Genomic DNA, 15113 nt, shown 5'->3' with positions numbered 1-15113 from the left:
TTTGTTACTTAAATAAAGACTTGTATTCAGCATAGCCTTCTTGTTCTAACTGGTCTTTAGGGATAAAACGAAGTGCTGCTGAGTTAATGCAATAGCGTAAGCCTCCTAATTCCTGTGGCCCATCTGGGAAGACATGTCCTAAATGGGAATCTGCTTCCTTGCTACGCACTTCTACACGGCGCATGCCATGGGATGTATCAAAATGTTCCGTTACTTGTTGTTTGGCAATTGGTTTGGCGAAAGCTGGCCAGCCACAGCCTGAATTAAACTTATCGAGTGAGCTAAATAACGGTTTACCCGAAACGATATCTACATAGATACCTTCTTCAAAGTGCTGATCATATTCATTGCGAAACGGTGGTTCTGTGCCATTTTCCTGTGTGACATAGTACTGCATATCAGTTAGTTCTTTTAAACGTTGTTCTTTACTCATTTTCTATGCCCCCAGTGCTGTTCTTGAAATGCTTTTCGTCCAGATCCTACTGCATAGCGTTCATAATGCATTGGATTTTTTTTATAATAATATTGGTGGTAATCCTCTGCAGCATAAAACGTGCTTGCAGGTAAAATTTTTACTGCAATCGGTTTATCAAATTTACCGGATGCCTCTAAATCCGCCTTTGAACGCTCTGCTAATTCACGTTGTTCTTCATCATGATAAAAAATGGCTGTCGTATAGGATTGTCCACGATCATAAAATTGTCCCCCTGCATCTGTTGGGTCAATTAACGTCCAAAATGTAGCAAGTAACTGCTCGTACGAATAAATATCATCATCAAACGTAATTTGCACCGCTTCAACGTGACCCGTTGTTTCCGAACACACTTGTTCATACGTTGGATTTACCACATGTCCTCCTGTATATCCTGAAACCACGGCTTCAATACCAGGTGTTTCATCAAACGGCTTCACCATACACCAAAAACAACCACCTGCAAATGTTGCATATTGTATCGACATTTATTTCCACTCCTTATTCACCAGGGACGATGATTTCCAATAATATTTTATCGTTTGGTAAGTCTAATTCCTTCGCTCGAACGCGCGATCCTGAAGCAATGTTTACACGCGATAAGTCAATATATATTTCCGCCTTATTAGGATTAACAGTAATCCATGAAGGGAATTCCACCGAATCTCTCATTATTTTCATGGTCGTTTCCGGTGGAATATTTAATAACCCTACATTCATGCCTGTCTGTTTTAAAATAATATTCCCCTTATCATCAACAATAGGTTCAAAATTCATTGATATTGGGATTTCCGTGTAAAATACGGTTAATTTACTACGTAATTCAATATCATCTCCGATGGAGAAATCTAATGGTAAAGGTGAACCTTTAGCAGAGTCTTTCAAATATTTCTTAGTGATTGACTCCAGTTCTTTCGTTGTAGTTTGGACAACTAGAACATTGCCTGTTACTTCATTGTCACTCGTTGCGCTCTTCGCTGAATCAAATCCATCTACTGGTTTCGTTGCTAAATAAACGACGAGGAGGATTGAAAAAAGAACCATACCTGCTAACGCAAAAAATGCGAACTTCCATTTATTCATTTAGTCACTCCTCGAAGCCTATTGCCTTATTAATTTTTTGTTCCATTTTACATTGCTCCATTGCTGCTAAAATTCGCTCCGTCATTTTATCATAGCCTTTTGCATTCGGGTGAAAGAAATCTGTATGATAAACTAGTTCTTCGTTCGAATCAAACAAGTCTTCTACCGAGACATAACAAGCATTTGAATCTTTACTTGCGATTTTTTTAATAACGTCATTCCAATCGGTAATAATTGAATCAAATTCATTTGCTTCATTGGTAACAATGGAAAAAGGATTATAGAACCCAATGAGTAATAACGGCACTGTTGGATTTTTTGCTCTTATGCCATCAATAATTTTGCTATAGCGATTCTCATAGGTTAATAATTCCTTGTCAAAAGCATCTCGTTTTAAATTAAAGAGATCTTGTTTGACGACTTTCATGACATCATTGCCACCCATTGTTAATGAAATAAGCTGTGCTTGTTGTAACTCTTCATCATAATGCCCTTTTTTTATTAATTTTAATAGTTGATCACTCCGTCTTCCTCTTTTTCCTCGGTTATCAACATCCACTTCCGATATTGACGTCCAAGCTAGCATTGAATCTGCTAATCTTCCAACATAACCGTCTTGACTATACTCATCCCCGACACCATCAGTTAAAGAATCACCAAGTGCCAAGTAATGCAGTTGTTTTGCGTTGTCATCATCAATTTGCCGTAAATCCTCTGGTGAAGGTTCAAAAAAATGTTCAAAAATTTGCGTCAATACATTACTAGAGGGTTTTGTTTCCTCTTCTGCTTGTTGCTCATCCTGTCTCATATCTTGCTCCGTCCCTGCCTGCTCATTTTGTTCTTCGGCAGGCTGATTCGGTTCATCTATTGATATAGCACAACCACTTAGTACTAAGACGGTCAAACATGACAAAATCAATCGCCAGATGCTCATTTGACCACCTTCCATCCTTTACTGTTAATTCTATTATAATTAGTTGTCGCGCCAATGAAAAGTAACGATGCTCCAGTTTAGCAAGAATTTCAAGCATATTCCTCAAGCTTGCTGTATTCAATTTTTCTCAATTAGGTAAGTAAATCGTTAAAAAAGCCACTACAATTACTTATGTAGTAGCTCTTGTCAATTATTCAGAAAAATAAATAAATCCGATTGCTCCCGGACCAGTATGTGTCGATATAATTGGTGAGGTAAAGGCAATTTCCACATCATTAAAGCCAGTTCCTTCTATTAGCTCTTTTAATGGATTCCCCATTGTTGTCAAGCCATCTGCATGTGAAATACCAACAGCTTTTACTGTTTTCCCTGCCGTATCGGCTTGGAATTGTTTAAATAGATAGTTGACAACTTGTTTATGACTGCGCACTTTTGACACAGGATTGTAAGCGCCACCTTCTAAATTTGCAATGACTTTAATATTTAGCAAAGAACCAATAAATCCTGTTCCCTTACCAATTCGACCACCTTTAATTAGGTTTTCAAGTGTATCAACAATAACATATAAGTGTGTATTGTCGCGCACTTTCTCTAAACGTGTGACGATTTCTTGTACAGTTGCTTCAGCATCCCGCATTTTAATCGCTTCTCGTAATTGAATAGCAAGTCCAATGGCGATAAAACGAGAATCAATAACTGTCACATCAGCATCCGTCATTTGGGCAGCCTGTCGAGCCGACTCAACTGTTCCACTCATGCCACCTGTCATATGAATCGACAGAATTTGGTCTCCATCTTTACCAAGTTCATCATATAATTCTTTAAATTTCCCTGGCGCAGGTTGCGAACTTTTTGGCAAGTTTTTCGCAGCTTTCATTAAACCTAAAAAGGGTTGTGGTGCTAAATCAACACCATCTATATATGTTTTCCCATCAATTTGAATCGTTAACGGCACAATATGTATACCGTGTTGCTCTACTTCTTCTTTCGTTAAATCACAAGTTGAGTCCGTTACTATATGAATTCGTCCCACTTTGACACATCCTTTAACTTCATTAAAAATTATTATATAGACTAATGTTTCCATATGTAAACATGACATTTGTCATCTCAAGTGTCTATTTCTAGTCTTTTTCATGACACTTCCTTCGATACTATAGCCTTAAACCATTAAATTTGTCTAACAATTTCCTCTAGAAATCGACATGACATTTATATAAGTAAATATATGACAAATGTACATAGTAAAACATACATTATTGGGCTATAGTAAATGGAGGATGAAAGGAGTGTTTATTCGAATGGATGCATTTGACTATAAAACATGGAAGGAAGAATTGTGGAATGCTATTACACATGGCATCGGTTTACTAGCAAGTATTCCAGCCCTTGTTATTTTAATATTAACGGCTGTACAAAACGGGAATGCCTTATATGTAACGACTTTTAGTATATTTGGTGCATCGGTTATCATTTTGTTCCTAATGTCTACTTTGCTTCATAGTATGCCAGAAAAACACAAATATTTTTTCGCAATCCTTGATCATTCCTCCATTTACGTATTAATTGCAGGAACGTACACACCATTTTTATTAATTGCCATTGGAGGTACATTAGGAATAACACTCCTTTGTATCATATGGGCACTTGCCTTACTTGGCGTTCTATTTAAATGCTTTTTTATTAATCGCTTTGAAAAACTTTCACTTATTTTTTATATTGGTATGGGATGGCTTATTATTTTTGCTATAAAGCCAATCTATGTTTTCTTAGGTAGTCAAGGTTTTGCCCTCTTGTTAGCTGGTGGGTTGCTCTATACAATAGGCGCCATTTTTTACGCTTGGCGCAAGCTACCTTATAACCATATGATTTGGCATCTCTTTGTGTTAGCCGGATGTGGAACGATGTATGCCTGTGTCTATTTTTATTTATAAATAAACATAAAAAAACGCACGGAATTAGCTTACACCGTGCGTTTTTATACTTTAGTTTTTCGAAAATATTACACTGTTTTACGCTCAAAAATTTGATACTGGTAGGTGTACCCTTCTGGGGCTTTTTCTTGCTCTTGTGATGAAACTAACATAAAATCGTCCTCATAATGTGGGAAAAATGTGTCCCCTTTAAAAGAATGATTGATTTTCGTAATGTAAATCCGGTCTGTTAACTCCATAGACTGCCTAAAAATTTGTTCACCACCGATGATCATAATTTCAGGCACATCTCCGGCTAATGCAAGTGCTTGTTCAATACTCGTCACGGTTTCAATGCCATCAGCCTGATAATTTTCATCGCGTGTAACGACAATATTGCGTCGTCCTGGTAGCGGTCGACCAATCGATTCAAATGTTTTACGCCCCATAATCATGGGCTTCCCCATTGTTTTCTCCTTAAAGTACTGTAAATCACCTGGCAAATGCCACGGCATACCATTTTTATAACCAATAACATGGTTAATATCATGCGCTACTATTAGTGAAATCATTATTACCCTCCAAGTTATAGCTTTCATACTATTATAAACATACTTTTACTTAACTATCGGTTTATTTTACCTCATGTAAAAATTAATTTTGTAATTCGAGATTAAATCCTAGTAAAATTATACGAATAATTTATAATAAGAGTTAACAATGAAATGATAAAGGATTGATGTCTATGACATATCTTACAAAAGAGGCAATTCACTATATTCAAGCAACTGATTTACAACCACATTATTATGAAATGACACCAGAAGAAGCAAGGTTCATGCGATGCGTTCCAACTTGGCATTCTATACACACGCCTCAGCTTGCTGCAATAGAAAATAAAATAATTACTGTCAGGGATGGGCAACAAATTAATATACGCCTTTACTTACCTGAACGAGCTGAAAAATTACCTGTCATCATTTATTATCATGGTGGAGGTTGGGTATTTGGGAATTTAGCGTCAGCTGATGCAGGATGTCAATTACTTGCAGACAAAGCACATGCTATCGTAGTATCCGTAGATTATCGCTTAGCACCAGAACACCCTTTTCCAACACCATTACACGATGCTTATGATAGCTTACTATGGGTATATAATAATATAGCAGCATTTGGTGGTGATAATAGTCGATTAACTGTAGCTGGTGATAGTGCAGGTGGAAACTTAGCTACTGTTGTCTCCTACTTAGCTGCTACATGCAATGGACCAACTATCACTGCACAAGCACTTATTTATCCAGTTGTTAATCTAGATTTTACAACCCCTTCCTATAAAGCATATGGCGAACATTTTGGATTAGATAAACAGGGCATGCTATGGTTTGCCGAGCATTATACAGAGACAAGTAATTTTCGTAACCCACTTGTCTCCCCTTTGCAAATTGAAAATTTGGATGTTCTTCCAAAAACGATAATTATTGCGGCAGAGGCAGATGTACTGTATGACGAAGGGCTAGCTTTTGCGCAAAAGTTGCTAAAAGCGGGTGTTTACGTTGAACATGTCCATATGGCAGGATTAATTCATAGTTACTTTAGTAAAATGGAATTTTTCGAAGACGCTACCGTTGAAACTGTGGAAAAAATTGCGGCATTCGTCAAATAAGTTTGGCTAATGCTACAAAACAATGCGATAATAGAGCAAAATGTTTTTTAAAGGATGACAACATGACACAAAGTAAGGCCTTGGTCGCTAACAACTAAGGCCTTTGTATTTTTCGCTAAAAATAATTGTCAAATTACTGTTACAATAGTCCGCGTTTCGTTGTAAATCAAACAACCGTTAATTAGTTCCTTTTCTTATACTCTCGCTGGTTTCTAAAGCATACTCATAGAGTTCACTTGATTTTTTATAGAACTTATTGTTTTTATAAAATTCCGCAAATAATTTTGTATAAAAAATTAATAAATTGTATAATTTATTTTTTTTAAAATATTTCAAACATTTTTCTTCTAAATCTCTAAAACTATTTGCCACTTTACTATTTAATTGCCGCAATAAAATAAACGAAAAAATATCCCGTTGATATTGTAATTTAAGAGGAAGTTCTTCTACAATATTATTTACATTGTTTAGATATTCTATAGCTGCTCTTAGATCCCCCTTTTTATATGTACAACGTATAATATTGATATAATCACTTCCTTCTTCTTTATAATTTAACGCAAGTTTATAGTTATAAATTGCTTCTTCTAAATTACCCTCCCTCTCAAAACAACACCCCAAATTTGAATAAACTATATTATAATACTCGGGGCGATTCATTTTTTCGGAATTTTCTAATATATTTAAACATATATCAAAATGAGTTCGTGCTAAATTATATTGAGCTAGATTATTTTTAGCTATTGCCAATAAGATGTGGCATTTAAAAGAAAAGTTCGGGAGATACATTGTTTTGAAATATTTTAGTGCATTTTGACAATAATCAATTGAATCTAAATGCCTATATTCTTTACATAAAATTAATGCAACGTTAAAGCGAAAACACGCTATTTCGAAATCACTTCCTTGAATATTAAAATTATTTTCATTATTTATTATTAAATTTAAGGCTTTGTTTGTTTGGTTAGTAAGATAATAAAGTGATATTGCAACATTTAAATAAATAAACTTATTTCTATTTGAAAATGAGTTATATATTACACATAGTTGATTAATAATTTCCTCTGCTTCTAAGTATTTTTTAAAAGAAAGTAAATATTTGCAATTTATAAGCCTTGATTTAATATATAATTCATTATTACCCAAATACAAATATGAGTTTTTGAAAATTTTCAAATCATAATCCTTAATATCTTCTTTTTCTGAAAGAAGTTTTAAATAAATAGTTTCTAAATTGTTATCTAAATCACTTAAATTTTCAATAAATTTATCGTAATCCAGATTTAACCGCTCTAAAATTAATTTACATGTCTCTTCACTCGGAATAACATGACCATTTTCAATTCTACTTAAATAAGATGAAGTACAAATACCATCACAAATTTCCTCTTGTGTAAATCCTAATCTCCGTCTAGTAATTTTTATTAGAGGACCAAATTTATAATCCTTTTTTTTCATATAAAATCTCCCCTTTTTATTTTTTTATGTAATTTTTATAAAAATACACTCTTTAATGCCCATTTACTTTCTTAATTGTTAAATGGTAATTTAATTTGCTAATTAATATAATAATTACAAAGATAGGAGGTGTTATTATGAACAAAGTATTAGAACTACTACGACTACCAGCTGAGAAGACAGAAAAAAATGTGAGAATGGCAAAATCTACAAAATGCATAGAAAGAACAACTAAAACAACATTATAATTACTGAGAACCAGAAAATTCCCATACACGAATTTTCAACAAATTAAAATATCAGTATGATTAATGTGTAAATAATCATACTGATATTTTTTGATTTATTCCAGAATCTTAAATAAATATTTTTGACTGAAGGAGTATTAAACGATGGACAAATTACAAGTAAAAGATTTTCTATACGGTAGTAAGATGCATCAGCTAAAATTAAAAGAAAATATAATTCCTTCATTTATCATAAAAAACGTTGCAAATTTTGAAGAAAACTTTTTTTCTATATTTCATTTATATATTTACAAAAAATCTATCTTACCAAGACAGGGATGGAAAGTCCATATTTCTTGTACTAAATTAAATTATCAACAAGTTCTAGATATCGTTTACAAATTTTGTATAGAAAATAACATTAGCTTCAAATTTATTTATAATAAAACTGAATTCTATCACTGTATATCTGGTGAAACTTCCCCCTTACAGATAGGCAAATTTATTACTATTTATCCCATCGATATAAGCCAATTCAAATACATTATATATTCATTATACAAACTATTAGAAAACTTCAAAGGACCTTATGTATTATCAGATAAACGATATAAAAATTCAAATATTTATTATAGATATGGAGTAATCGCATCTGATAGCGATTACTTAATTGCCCCTAATGGAGATAAAGTTTTAGATGAACGTCGTTTTTATTCTGTTCCTTCATTTGAAGAAGAACCATTTATAAATGAAAACTGTATTGAACAAGAAAATAAATACATTGATAAAATCATTTTTCCAAAAAGAATAATTCATCAATCAGCATCAGGGAATGTATATTTTTCAATCTATAATGGAAAAAAAGCAATCTTAAAAGAAGCTAGGCCATATGTTACGGGTATATGGGGAACAGCCATTGATGACTTGAAAAATGAGATTAAAATATTAAATAAGCTAAAAGGAATTCCAGGCATACCAATAATATACAGAGAATTTAATGAATGGGAAAACTTTTTTGTTATACAAGAATTTATAGATGGGGTTACCTTTACTGAAATAAGAGCTGATGTCACACTTAATAAAGATATAACCATTCACAAAATTATTAATGACTCAATTAAATTATTAAAAAAAATACACCAAAAGAATATTATTTTAAACGATATCAGCCCTAATAATTTTATGTTATGTAGAAAAACAAAACCCTCTGTTTGGATTTGTGATTTTGGTTCATCTTATATTTATAATGAATATACTCTACCTGATTATAAATTGGGAGCTACAGAAGGTTTTTATAATAATACTCTCACCAATTTAACCGCATTCGAATCCGACTATCAAAAATTAGGTTATTTACTAATGAACTTTATATTCCCTTCAAATAGATTAAACTATATTGATTCAAGTGGAGCATCCTCATTGAAACAATTTAATTTATATTGCAAAGATAATGAAGTTCCAATATCTGTATGCAAAATAATCAATCTATTAATTAACCAAAATGAAGGTTGGAAAGAAGAGCTGTTTATATTACTTAATAATGTTGATTATATGGAAAAAAGTTTAAGTAGAGAACCTACTCCAGGAAGAGAAATTTTACTAGAAAAAATAAAAAATTCATACTTAAAGAATCTAAACACTATTCAATTTGTATATGATAAATATTTCAATGAGTATCACCTTTCACCACCTAATACCTCTTTCTTTAATATTTTATCTGGATTCTACATACCAACGTTAGTTGCTAAAATTAACCAACATGACCTAATATTGCCGAATGATATAGCTTTAGGGGGTGTAAATAATAGTAACCTGGGATTCTTATTAAATCCTCATTTTAAAAAAGAGTTTTTTTCAAAAAAAACACTAGATTTTGAAATTATAAATTGGTTGAGAAATTCTACTGATTTTAGCATTTCAAATGGAATAACAGGTTTTGGAGTAATTTTAATGCTTTGTGATCTTAAAAAGGAAATTTTTAAAATAGATAAATATTTAAACATAATAGATAAAAAAATAAATGAGAAACAATTACACTTTAATATGGGAGAAAATTTAGGTCTAATTGATGGCTATCTTGGCCTAGCTTATTTTAAGTTATTACTTTATAACAGGAATAAAAATAAAAAGAATTTAAATAGCTGCTTGTCCATTATTAATAAAATAAAAGACTGTATTATTAAATTGGAACCCGAAGAAACACTATATTTCCCAATTACTATTGGAAGCAATACATAATCACCATATCTAATGGACGGGCTCTCTGGATTTCTTTATGTAACATTAGAATTATATTTAGTGGATGACCTAGATGATACTATCAAAACTGAACTTAAAGACAAATATATATTCCCCTGTGTTAAAAGCCTATTAAAAGAGAAATGGGCTCAATACCCTGGTTTTATTGATGGATTAACAGGAATTGCCTATACGATTTTCAAAGTGGGTAAAACTTTCTCTTTAAATCTATTGTTAGATGAAGCTATGTCTATTTTATTAAATGTCGAAACCTTTAATATTGATAAACACGTTTGCGCATATATCCCAAATAGAACATATAATAATTTTACTTTCGACTTTAAATCTGGGAATGCTGGGATTTCCTATGTACAATATAAGATTTTGAAATCTTTCAAAAAGGTTATGTAACAATGAATATATTCTTAAAAAACAAAAATTTCAGGTATCTTTTAACTACAAATATATTAAGTGTCATTGGAATAACTCTTTTTGATTTGGTCTTTATCGTATATGCGAAATCCTTTCCTAATCCCGACTTAGCAATCAGTGCTGTGACATTTATTTCTACATTACCATATATATCAGATTTTTTATTAGGTTATGTTGCAGATAAAACTAAAGATAGAATCAAGATGATTATTAAGATAAGAGCTTTCCAAGCTTCACTTTATTTTATTTTTATGCTAATAGTAGGTTTTTCTCAAAGTTGGCTAGTTTTTGGTATTGTGCTTTTGATTAATTTTCTCAGTGACTTATCAGGTACTTATTCTACCTACCTTACCTTACCAATTACTAAAAATATAGTAGAGCAAAAAAATTTGACGTCAGCTAGATCCTTTCAAACTGGTGTTATGAATATAATAGATTTGACTGGTAAATTATTTGGTGCAACTTTAATCATTCTATTAAATTATAACTACACATTGTTTGGATTATTAAACGCAATTTTCTTCTCTCTATCTTGTATTTTATTTTGGATAAACCGAAAAAATTTTTATGAGGTCGTTGAGGTTGTAAAAACAGAAAAATGTGAAAATAAAATCTATATTAAAAAGATTAAACAGTTTTATATAGATTCCTTGAATAATTTCAATATTTTGATTTCTATTCGGCAAATATTCCATTTTACTTTTGTATTTTCTATAATGAATCTTATTAGTTCCGCACAGTTTTCTTTAATTCCCCTAACATTTAACAAATATGAACATCTACAATTCGGTTCATTTGGATTCTCAATTGCTTTATTTGGAACTATAGAAAGTTTGGGATTAATCATAGGAGCTCTAATTCCCTTTGGCTACTTTAGGAATAAATCTATAGAGTCTAATCTAATAATGGAAATCTTTTTAACATGCGGGGTAATTCTTAATATAATATGTATTCAAGATAAGTTTATATTATATCTACTTACTTTTTTATCTGGTTACTTTTTAGGTTTATCAAATCCTAGGATTGATTCTTTTATAATGATAATTACTCCTGAGAACTCTTTAAGTTCAGTAACTAGTATTTTTTATTCCATTATACAGATGACAGTACCTATAGGTAGTGCACTTTTTTTATTAATAGCAAATACTGTATCGATTGAATTTTCATGGTTCATTTTATTAATAATTTCTTTTTTATTATTATTTTTTTCTATTATTCTAAGCAAAAAATATTCTACAATTCCTGAAAAACTATAAATTAAATATCAACTTTATTAATCTTATATAACTCCTCTTTATCCGAATTAGAGAAAGAGAGCAAAACTAGGATTATTCAACTTATTCATTTTTATATCTTATAGGTTTATTTGTTAATCTTTTTGTATTTAAATGCGTATAAATTCATAGCAAATAACTGGAATTATTTGCAGTATGTTAATAAACACTTCATCTCTATTTATAGTTGGAGGTCATACTAATATGAAAATAGAAATTAGAAATCTGAACTTCTCTTTTGGTGAGCTTGATCAACCTATATTTCGTAATGTCAATTTAAATATAGATACGACCTGGCGTCTAGGTCTCATTGGAAGAAATGGTCGCGGAAAAACTACATTGTTAAACTTACTAATGGGAACATACTCTTACGAAGGAGAAATTATTTGTGATGTAGATTTTGTATACTTTCCACAATCTATTCCGAATAAAGAAAACTTAACTTACTATGCGATTGAAGAAATTATGTCCATAGAATTGTGGAAGCTTGAACGGGAATGTCATTTATTAGCATTAGATAAAGAGATTTTATGGCGACCATTTTCACAATTATCGGGTGGCGAGCAAACGAAAGTTTTGTTAGCGGCGCTTTTTTGTGAAAAGTCAAGATATCCTCTTTTAGATGAGCCAACTAATCATTTAGATATTCATGCAAGAAAGACGGTCTCAGAGTATTTGAAGAAAAAGAAAGGTTACATTGTGGTAAGTCATGATCGGCATTTTATAGATGAAGTGATCGATCACATATTAGTTATTGAAAAATCACAATTAACTATTTATAAAGGGAATTTTTCGACCTATGAACGACAAAAAGAATTAAATGATCAATTTGAAATCGAACGAAATAGTCGGATAAAAGTAGAAATTGAGCGTTTGAAGAAAACTTCGAGGGAAAAAGCTGATTGGGCTCTTAAGAGAGAAAAAAATTCAGGAAATGATGCATTTGAGAATGCCCGGGCAGCTCGCATGATGAAAAAGTCAAAAGTAATCGAGAAACGTATGCTATCAAAAATTGAAGAAAAAACAAAACTATTAAAAAATATCGAAAGTGTTAGTTCGCTTACAATAAATTGTGTTTTCAATCATCGAGATCCCGTGTTGCGGTTGAAAAATTTTTCATTAGCTTATGGTGATACATTACTTTTTCGTCCAATTACATGTGAAATTTCCCAAGGTGAGCAAGTTGCATTAGTCGGACCTAATGGGAGTGGTAAAACAACACTGTTGAATTATATAATCAACCAAAATTTTTCTGGTTCTGTTATTGGTGAGCTTATTATTCCCCAAGGTATTACGAAAAGTATGATTCGCCAACATTACAATGACAATGATGGATTTTTAAAAGATTTCGCTACTGCACATCATCTTGACTACACCCTTTTCTTACATAACCTTCGTAATTTAGGAATTGAACGTGACGTATTTAATATTCCTATTGAACAAATGAGCGACGGACAGATGAAGAAGGTAGAATTTTCAAAGTCACTTGGAACACCTGCAGAGCTATTTATTTGGGATGAGCCTCTAAATTTTTTAGATGTCTTCAATCAAAAGCAAATCGAATCTATGGTAGTAAAATATAAACCTACACTTTTATTTGTTGAACATAATCAAACGTTTATTTCAAATATTGCTTCAAAAATTATAGAAATAAATCCTTATTAATTTCCTAATATTCAATTATATAGAAACACTGTAACTTAATTTCCACTTATTTTCTCGATAAATATAGAAAGGTTTTCTCGTTTCTCCTCCTATTTTATCTATTTCATAATCTTTCTCCATTTACCAGGAAATAAGCAACAAAAGAAAAATTGCACCAATCGTCAAATAAGTTTGGCTAATGCTACAAAACAATGCGATAATAGAGCAAAATGTTTTTTAAAGGATGACAACATGACACAAACAATTGCATTACAAATTAATAACCAATTTGCAGGCCCATTAAAAAAGGGTTATCCACTTATCTCAAAAGATGCTGTCGATACACGTAAACTGCCTGCTGAGGAAGGTGCCCTACTGCGTCTATTAGATATTCATAACCGCTTTATCGGTACAGGCTACTATGGTATCCAAAATAAAGGCATTGGCTGGTTGTTAACAACAGATGCCAATGAAGAAATTGATAAAGCCTTTTTTGCTAAAAAACTAAAAAAAGCGATTCAAAATCGCGAAGCATTTTTCAATAACCCTGATACGACAGCATTTCGCGTTTTTAATGGCGAAGGTGATGGCATTGGGGGCATGACAATCGACTTCTTTGCTGGTTACTATATGGTGAGCTGGTATAGTGCAGGCATCTATTCATTTAAAGATGTGATATATGAAGCACTTTCAGAAACAGTAAACTTTCAAGCAATTTATGAGAAAAAACGTTTTGATAGTAAAGGGCAATATATCGAACAAGATGATTTCGTCATGGGGACACCTGGTGAATTTCCGTTAATTGTGAAGGAAAATGGTATGAACTACGCTGTTCATTTAAATGATGGTGCTATGACAGGTATATTTCTCGATCAGCGTGAAGTACGACTTGCTATTCGTGAACGCTTTTCAAAAGATAAAACTGTGCTAAACACTTTTTCGTATACAGGTGCATTTTCTGTAGCAGCTGCACTGGGTGGCGCAATAAAAACAACGAGTGTCGATGTAGCCAAGCGCAGTTTAGCGAAAACAATCGAGCAATTTAGCGTTAATCATATCGACTATGAAGCACAGGACATTAAAGTAATGGATGTCTTTCATTATTTCAAATATGCGCAACGTCATCAGTTGAAGTTTGACCTTGTCGTACTAGATCCACCTAGCTTTGCAAGAACAAAACAAATTACGTTTTCAACGGCCAAAGATTATCCTAAATTATTAATGGATGCAATCGCCATTACTGAAAAGAATGGGATTATTGTTGCTTCTACAAACAATGCAAGTTTTGGGATGAAAAAGTTTAAAGGCTTTATCGATCAGGCGTTTAAAGAAACGAATACTCGTTATAAAATCGTTGAAGAATACGGTTTACCAAAGGATTTCCGGGTACCACGTGAACATCCTGAATTCAATTACTTAAAAGTTGTTTTTATTCAAAAGCTAAATTAAAAAGAGTGACTCTACTAGAGTCACTCTCTTGCAGTAGACAAGTCGAGTACGTCAACCTTGTCTACTTTTTTTCTACCTTCACGATTCTATTCCTTTGTTAAAAATACGAAAATATAACCTAAAAACATTATAATAAAAAAACTAAAGAATGTGATGATATTCCCTATCATCAAAATTTTAGATTTAGCGTAGACGGATAAGCCAATACCTATACTCGATAAGACAAATGTGAAAAGCCATAAAGTGGATGCTTGTTGAAACACAATATTAGGTACCCAAAGTAATAAAGAAATAATGATTGTACTTACAGCTAAAGCTTTCAGCAA

At 32.1% G+C, this 15113-nt stretch carries 15 protein-coding genes; 7 read left to right on the top strand and 8 right to left on the bottom strand.

The features are described 5' to 3' along the window. Nucleotides 1–4: 4 nt before the first annotated feature. The 5 genes from msrB to ACIQXI_RS05360 form a co-directional block, all read right to left on the bottom strand. Nucleotides 5–433 (bottom strand): peptide-methionine (R)-S-oxide reductase MsrB, encoded by a 429-nt coding sequence (gene msrB, locus ACIQXI_RS05380; protein WP_402922332.1) that lies wholly within the window; start codon nucleotides 431–433, stop codon nucleotides 5–7. Continuing rightward, on the bottom strand, nucleotides 430–960 hold the full coding sequence (gene msrA / locus ACIQXI_RS05375) for a peptide-methionine (S)-S-oxide reductase MsrA (RefSeq protein ID WP_402922330.1): 531 nt from the start codon (nucleotides 958–960) through the stop codon (nucleotides 430–432). The genes msrB and msrA overlap by 4 nt, the downstream gene beginning before the upstream one ends. 13 nt (nucleotides 961–973) lie before the next feature. Further along, a complete protein-coding gene (locus ACIQXI_RS05370; protein WP_402922328.1) occupies nucleotides 974–1555 on the bottom strand; it encodes a YpmS family protein in 582 nt (193 codons plus the stop codon). A gap of 4 nt (nucleotides 1556–1559) precedes the next feature. Continuing rightward, nucleotides 1560–2489, bottom strand: coding sequence for a GDSL-type esterase/lipase family protein (locus ACIQXI_RS05365; protein ID WP_402922326.1), 930 nt, complete (start codon nucleotides 2487–2489; stop codon nucleotides 1560–1562). Between the two features lie 190 nt (nucleotides 2490–2679). After that, nucleotides 2680–3522 (bottom strand): DegV family protein, encoded by an 843-nt coding sequence (locus ACIQXI_RS05360; protein ID WP_402922324.1) that lies wholly within the window; start codon nucleotides 3520–3522, stop codon nucleotides 2680–2682. A gap of 268 nt (nucleotides 3523–3790) precedes the next feature. On the opposite strand from ACIQXI_RS05360, the gene trhA reads away from it, so the two are divergent. Further along, nucleotides 3791–4423 (top strand): PAQR family membrane homeostasis protein TrhA, encoded by a 633-nt coding sequence (gene trhA, locus ACIQXI_RS05355; RefSeq protein WP_402925670.1) that lies wholly within the window; start codon nucleotides 3791–3793, stop codon nucleotides 4421–4423. 68 nt (nucleotides 4424–4491) lie between these two features. Here the strand turns inward: trhA and ACIQXI_RS05350 are convergent, their stop codons facing one another. Beyond that, on the bottom strand, nucleotides 4492–4974 hold the full coding sequence (locus ACIQXI_RS05350) for a dihydrofolate reductase (protein WP_402922322.1): 483 nt from the start codon (nucleotides 4972–4974) through the stop codon (nucleotides 4492–4494). 173 nt (nucleotides 4975–5147) lie between these two features. Here ACIQXI_RS05350 and ACIQXI_RS05345 point away from each other — a divergent pair, with 173 nt between their 5' ends. Further along, entirely contained in the window at nucleotides 5148–6065 is a 918-nt protein-coding gene (locus ACIQXI_RS05345) for an alpha/beta hydrolase (RefSeq protein ID WP_402922320.1), read from the top strand. 177 nt (nucleotides 6066–6242) lie between these two features. On the opposite strand, the gene ACIQXI_RS05340 is transcribed toward ACIQXI_RS05345, so the two are convergent. Then, nucleotides 6243–7523, bottom strand: a complete 1281-nt coding sequence (locus tag ACIQXI_RS05340) for a helix-turn-helix domain-containing protein (RefSeq protein ID WP_402922318.1) — start codon at nucleotides 7521–7523, stop codon at nucleotides 6243–6245. Nucleotides 7524–7915: 392 nt separating this feature from the next. Between ACIQXI_RS05340 and ACIQXI_RS05335 the strand changes: the two genes are divergently transcribed. The 5 genes from ACIQXI_RS05335 (at nucleotide 7916) to ACIQXI_RS05315 (ending at nucleotide 14787) form a co-directional block, all read left to right on the top strand. Further along, nucleotides 7916–9988, top strand: a complete 2073-nt coding sequence (locus ACIQXI_RS05335; protein WP_402922316.1) for a class III lanthionine synthetase LanKC N-terminal domain-containing protein — start codon at nucleotides 7916–7918, stop codon at nucleotides 9986–9988. A 12-nt stretch (nucleotides 9989–10000) separates the two neighbouring features. Further along, nucleotides 10001–10399, top strand: a complete 399-nt coding sequence (locus ACIQXI_RS05330; protein ID WP_402922315.1) for a lanthionine synthetase LanC family protein — start codon at nucleotides 10001–10003, stop codon at nucleotides 10397–10399. A 2-nt stretch (nucleotides 10400–10401) separates the two neighbouring features. After that, nucleotides 10402–11676, top strand: coding sequence for an MFS transporter (locus ACIQXI_RS05325; protein ID WP_402922313.1), 1275 nt, complete (start codon nucleotides 10402–10404; stop codon nucleotides 11674–11676). A gap of 174 nt (nucleotides 11677–11850) precedes the next feature. Next, nucleotides 11851–13359, top strand: a complete 1509-nt coding sequence (gene abc-f / locus ACIQXI_RS05320) for a ribosomal protection-like ABC-F family protein (RefSeq protein WP_402922311.1) — start codon at nucleotides 11851–11853, stop codon at nucleotides 13357–13359. A gap of 231 nt (nucleotides 13360–13590) precedes the next feature. Beyond that, nucleotides 13591–14787 (top strand): class I SAM-dependent rRNA methyltransferase, encoded by a 1197-nt coding sequence (locus tag ACIQXI_RS05315; protein WP_402922309.1) that lies wholly within the window; start codon nucleotides 13591–13593, stop codon nucleotides 14785–14787. 86 nt (nucleotides 14788–14873) lie between these two features. On the opposite strand, the gene ACIQXI_RS05310 is transcribed toward ACIQXI_RS05315, so the two are convergent. Then, a complete protein-coding gene (locus ACIQXI_RS05310) occupies nucleotides 14874–15113 on the bottom strand; it encodes a hypothetical protein (protein WP_402922307.1) in 240 nt (79 codons plus the stop codon).

The organism is Lysinibacillus sp. NPDC097195 (assembly GCF_044762075.1).
Taxonomy (GTDB): domain Bacteria; phylum Bacillota; class Bacilli; order Bacillales_A; family Planococcaceae; genus Lysinibacillus.
This window is presented reverse-complemented; position numbering and strand designations above follow the sequence as displayed.

Coding starts and splice junctions, on each gene's coding strand:
- ACIQXI_RS05330 (WP_402922315.1), top strand. CDS start 10,001: ATGGACGGGCTCTCTGGATTTCTTTATGTAACATTAGAATTATATTTA.
- ACIQXI_RS05335 (WP_402922316.1), top strand. CDS start 7,916: ATGGACAAATTACAAGTAAAAGATTTTCTATACGGTAGTAAGATGCAT.
- ACIQXI_RS05370 (WP_402922328.1), bottom strand. CDS start 1,555: ATGAATAAATGGAAGTTCGCATTTTTTGCGTTAGCAGGTATGGTTCTT.
- ACIQXI_RS05350 (WP_402922322.1), bottom strand. CDS start 4,974: ATGATTTCACTAATAGTAGCGCATGATATTAACCATGTTATTGGTTAT.
- msrA (WP_402922330.1), bottom strand. CDS start 960: ATGTCGATACAATATGCAACATTTGCAGGTGGTTGTTTTTGGTGTATG.
- msrB (WP_402922332.1), bottom strand. CDS start 433: ATGAGTAAAGAACAACGTTTAAAAGAACTAACTGATATGCAGTACTAT.
- ACIQXI_RS05340 (WP_402922318.1), bottom strand. CDS start 7,523: ATGAAAAAAAAGGATTATAAATTTGGTCCTCTAATAAAAATTACTAGA.
- ACIQXI_RS05365 (WP_402922326.1), bottom strand. CDS start 2,489: ATGAGCATCTGGCGATTGATTTTGTCATGTTTGACCGTCTTAGTACTA.
- ACIQXI_RS05315 (WP_402922309.1), top strand. CDS start 13,591: ATGACACAAACAATTGCATTACAAATTAATAACCAATTTGCAGGCCCA.
- abc-f (WP_402922311.1), top strand. CDS start 11,851: ATGTTAATAAACACTTCATCTCTATTTATAGTTGGAGGTCATACTAAT.
- ACIQXI_RS05345 (WP_402922320.1), top strand. CDS start 5,148: ATGACATATCTTACAAAAGAGGCAATTCACTATATTCAAGCAACTGAT.
- trhA (WP_402925670.1), top strand. CDS start 3,791: ATGGATGCATTTGACTATAAAACATGGAAGGAAGAATTGTGGAATGCT.
- ACIQXI_RS05325 (WP_402922313.1), top strand. CDS start 10,402: ATGAATATATTCTTAAAAAACAAAAATTTCAGGTATCTTTTAACTACA.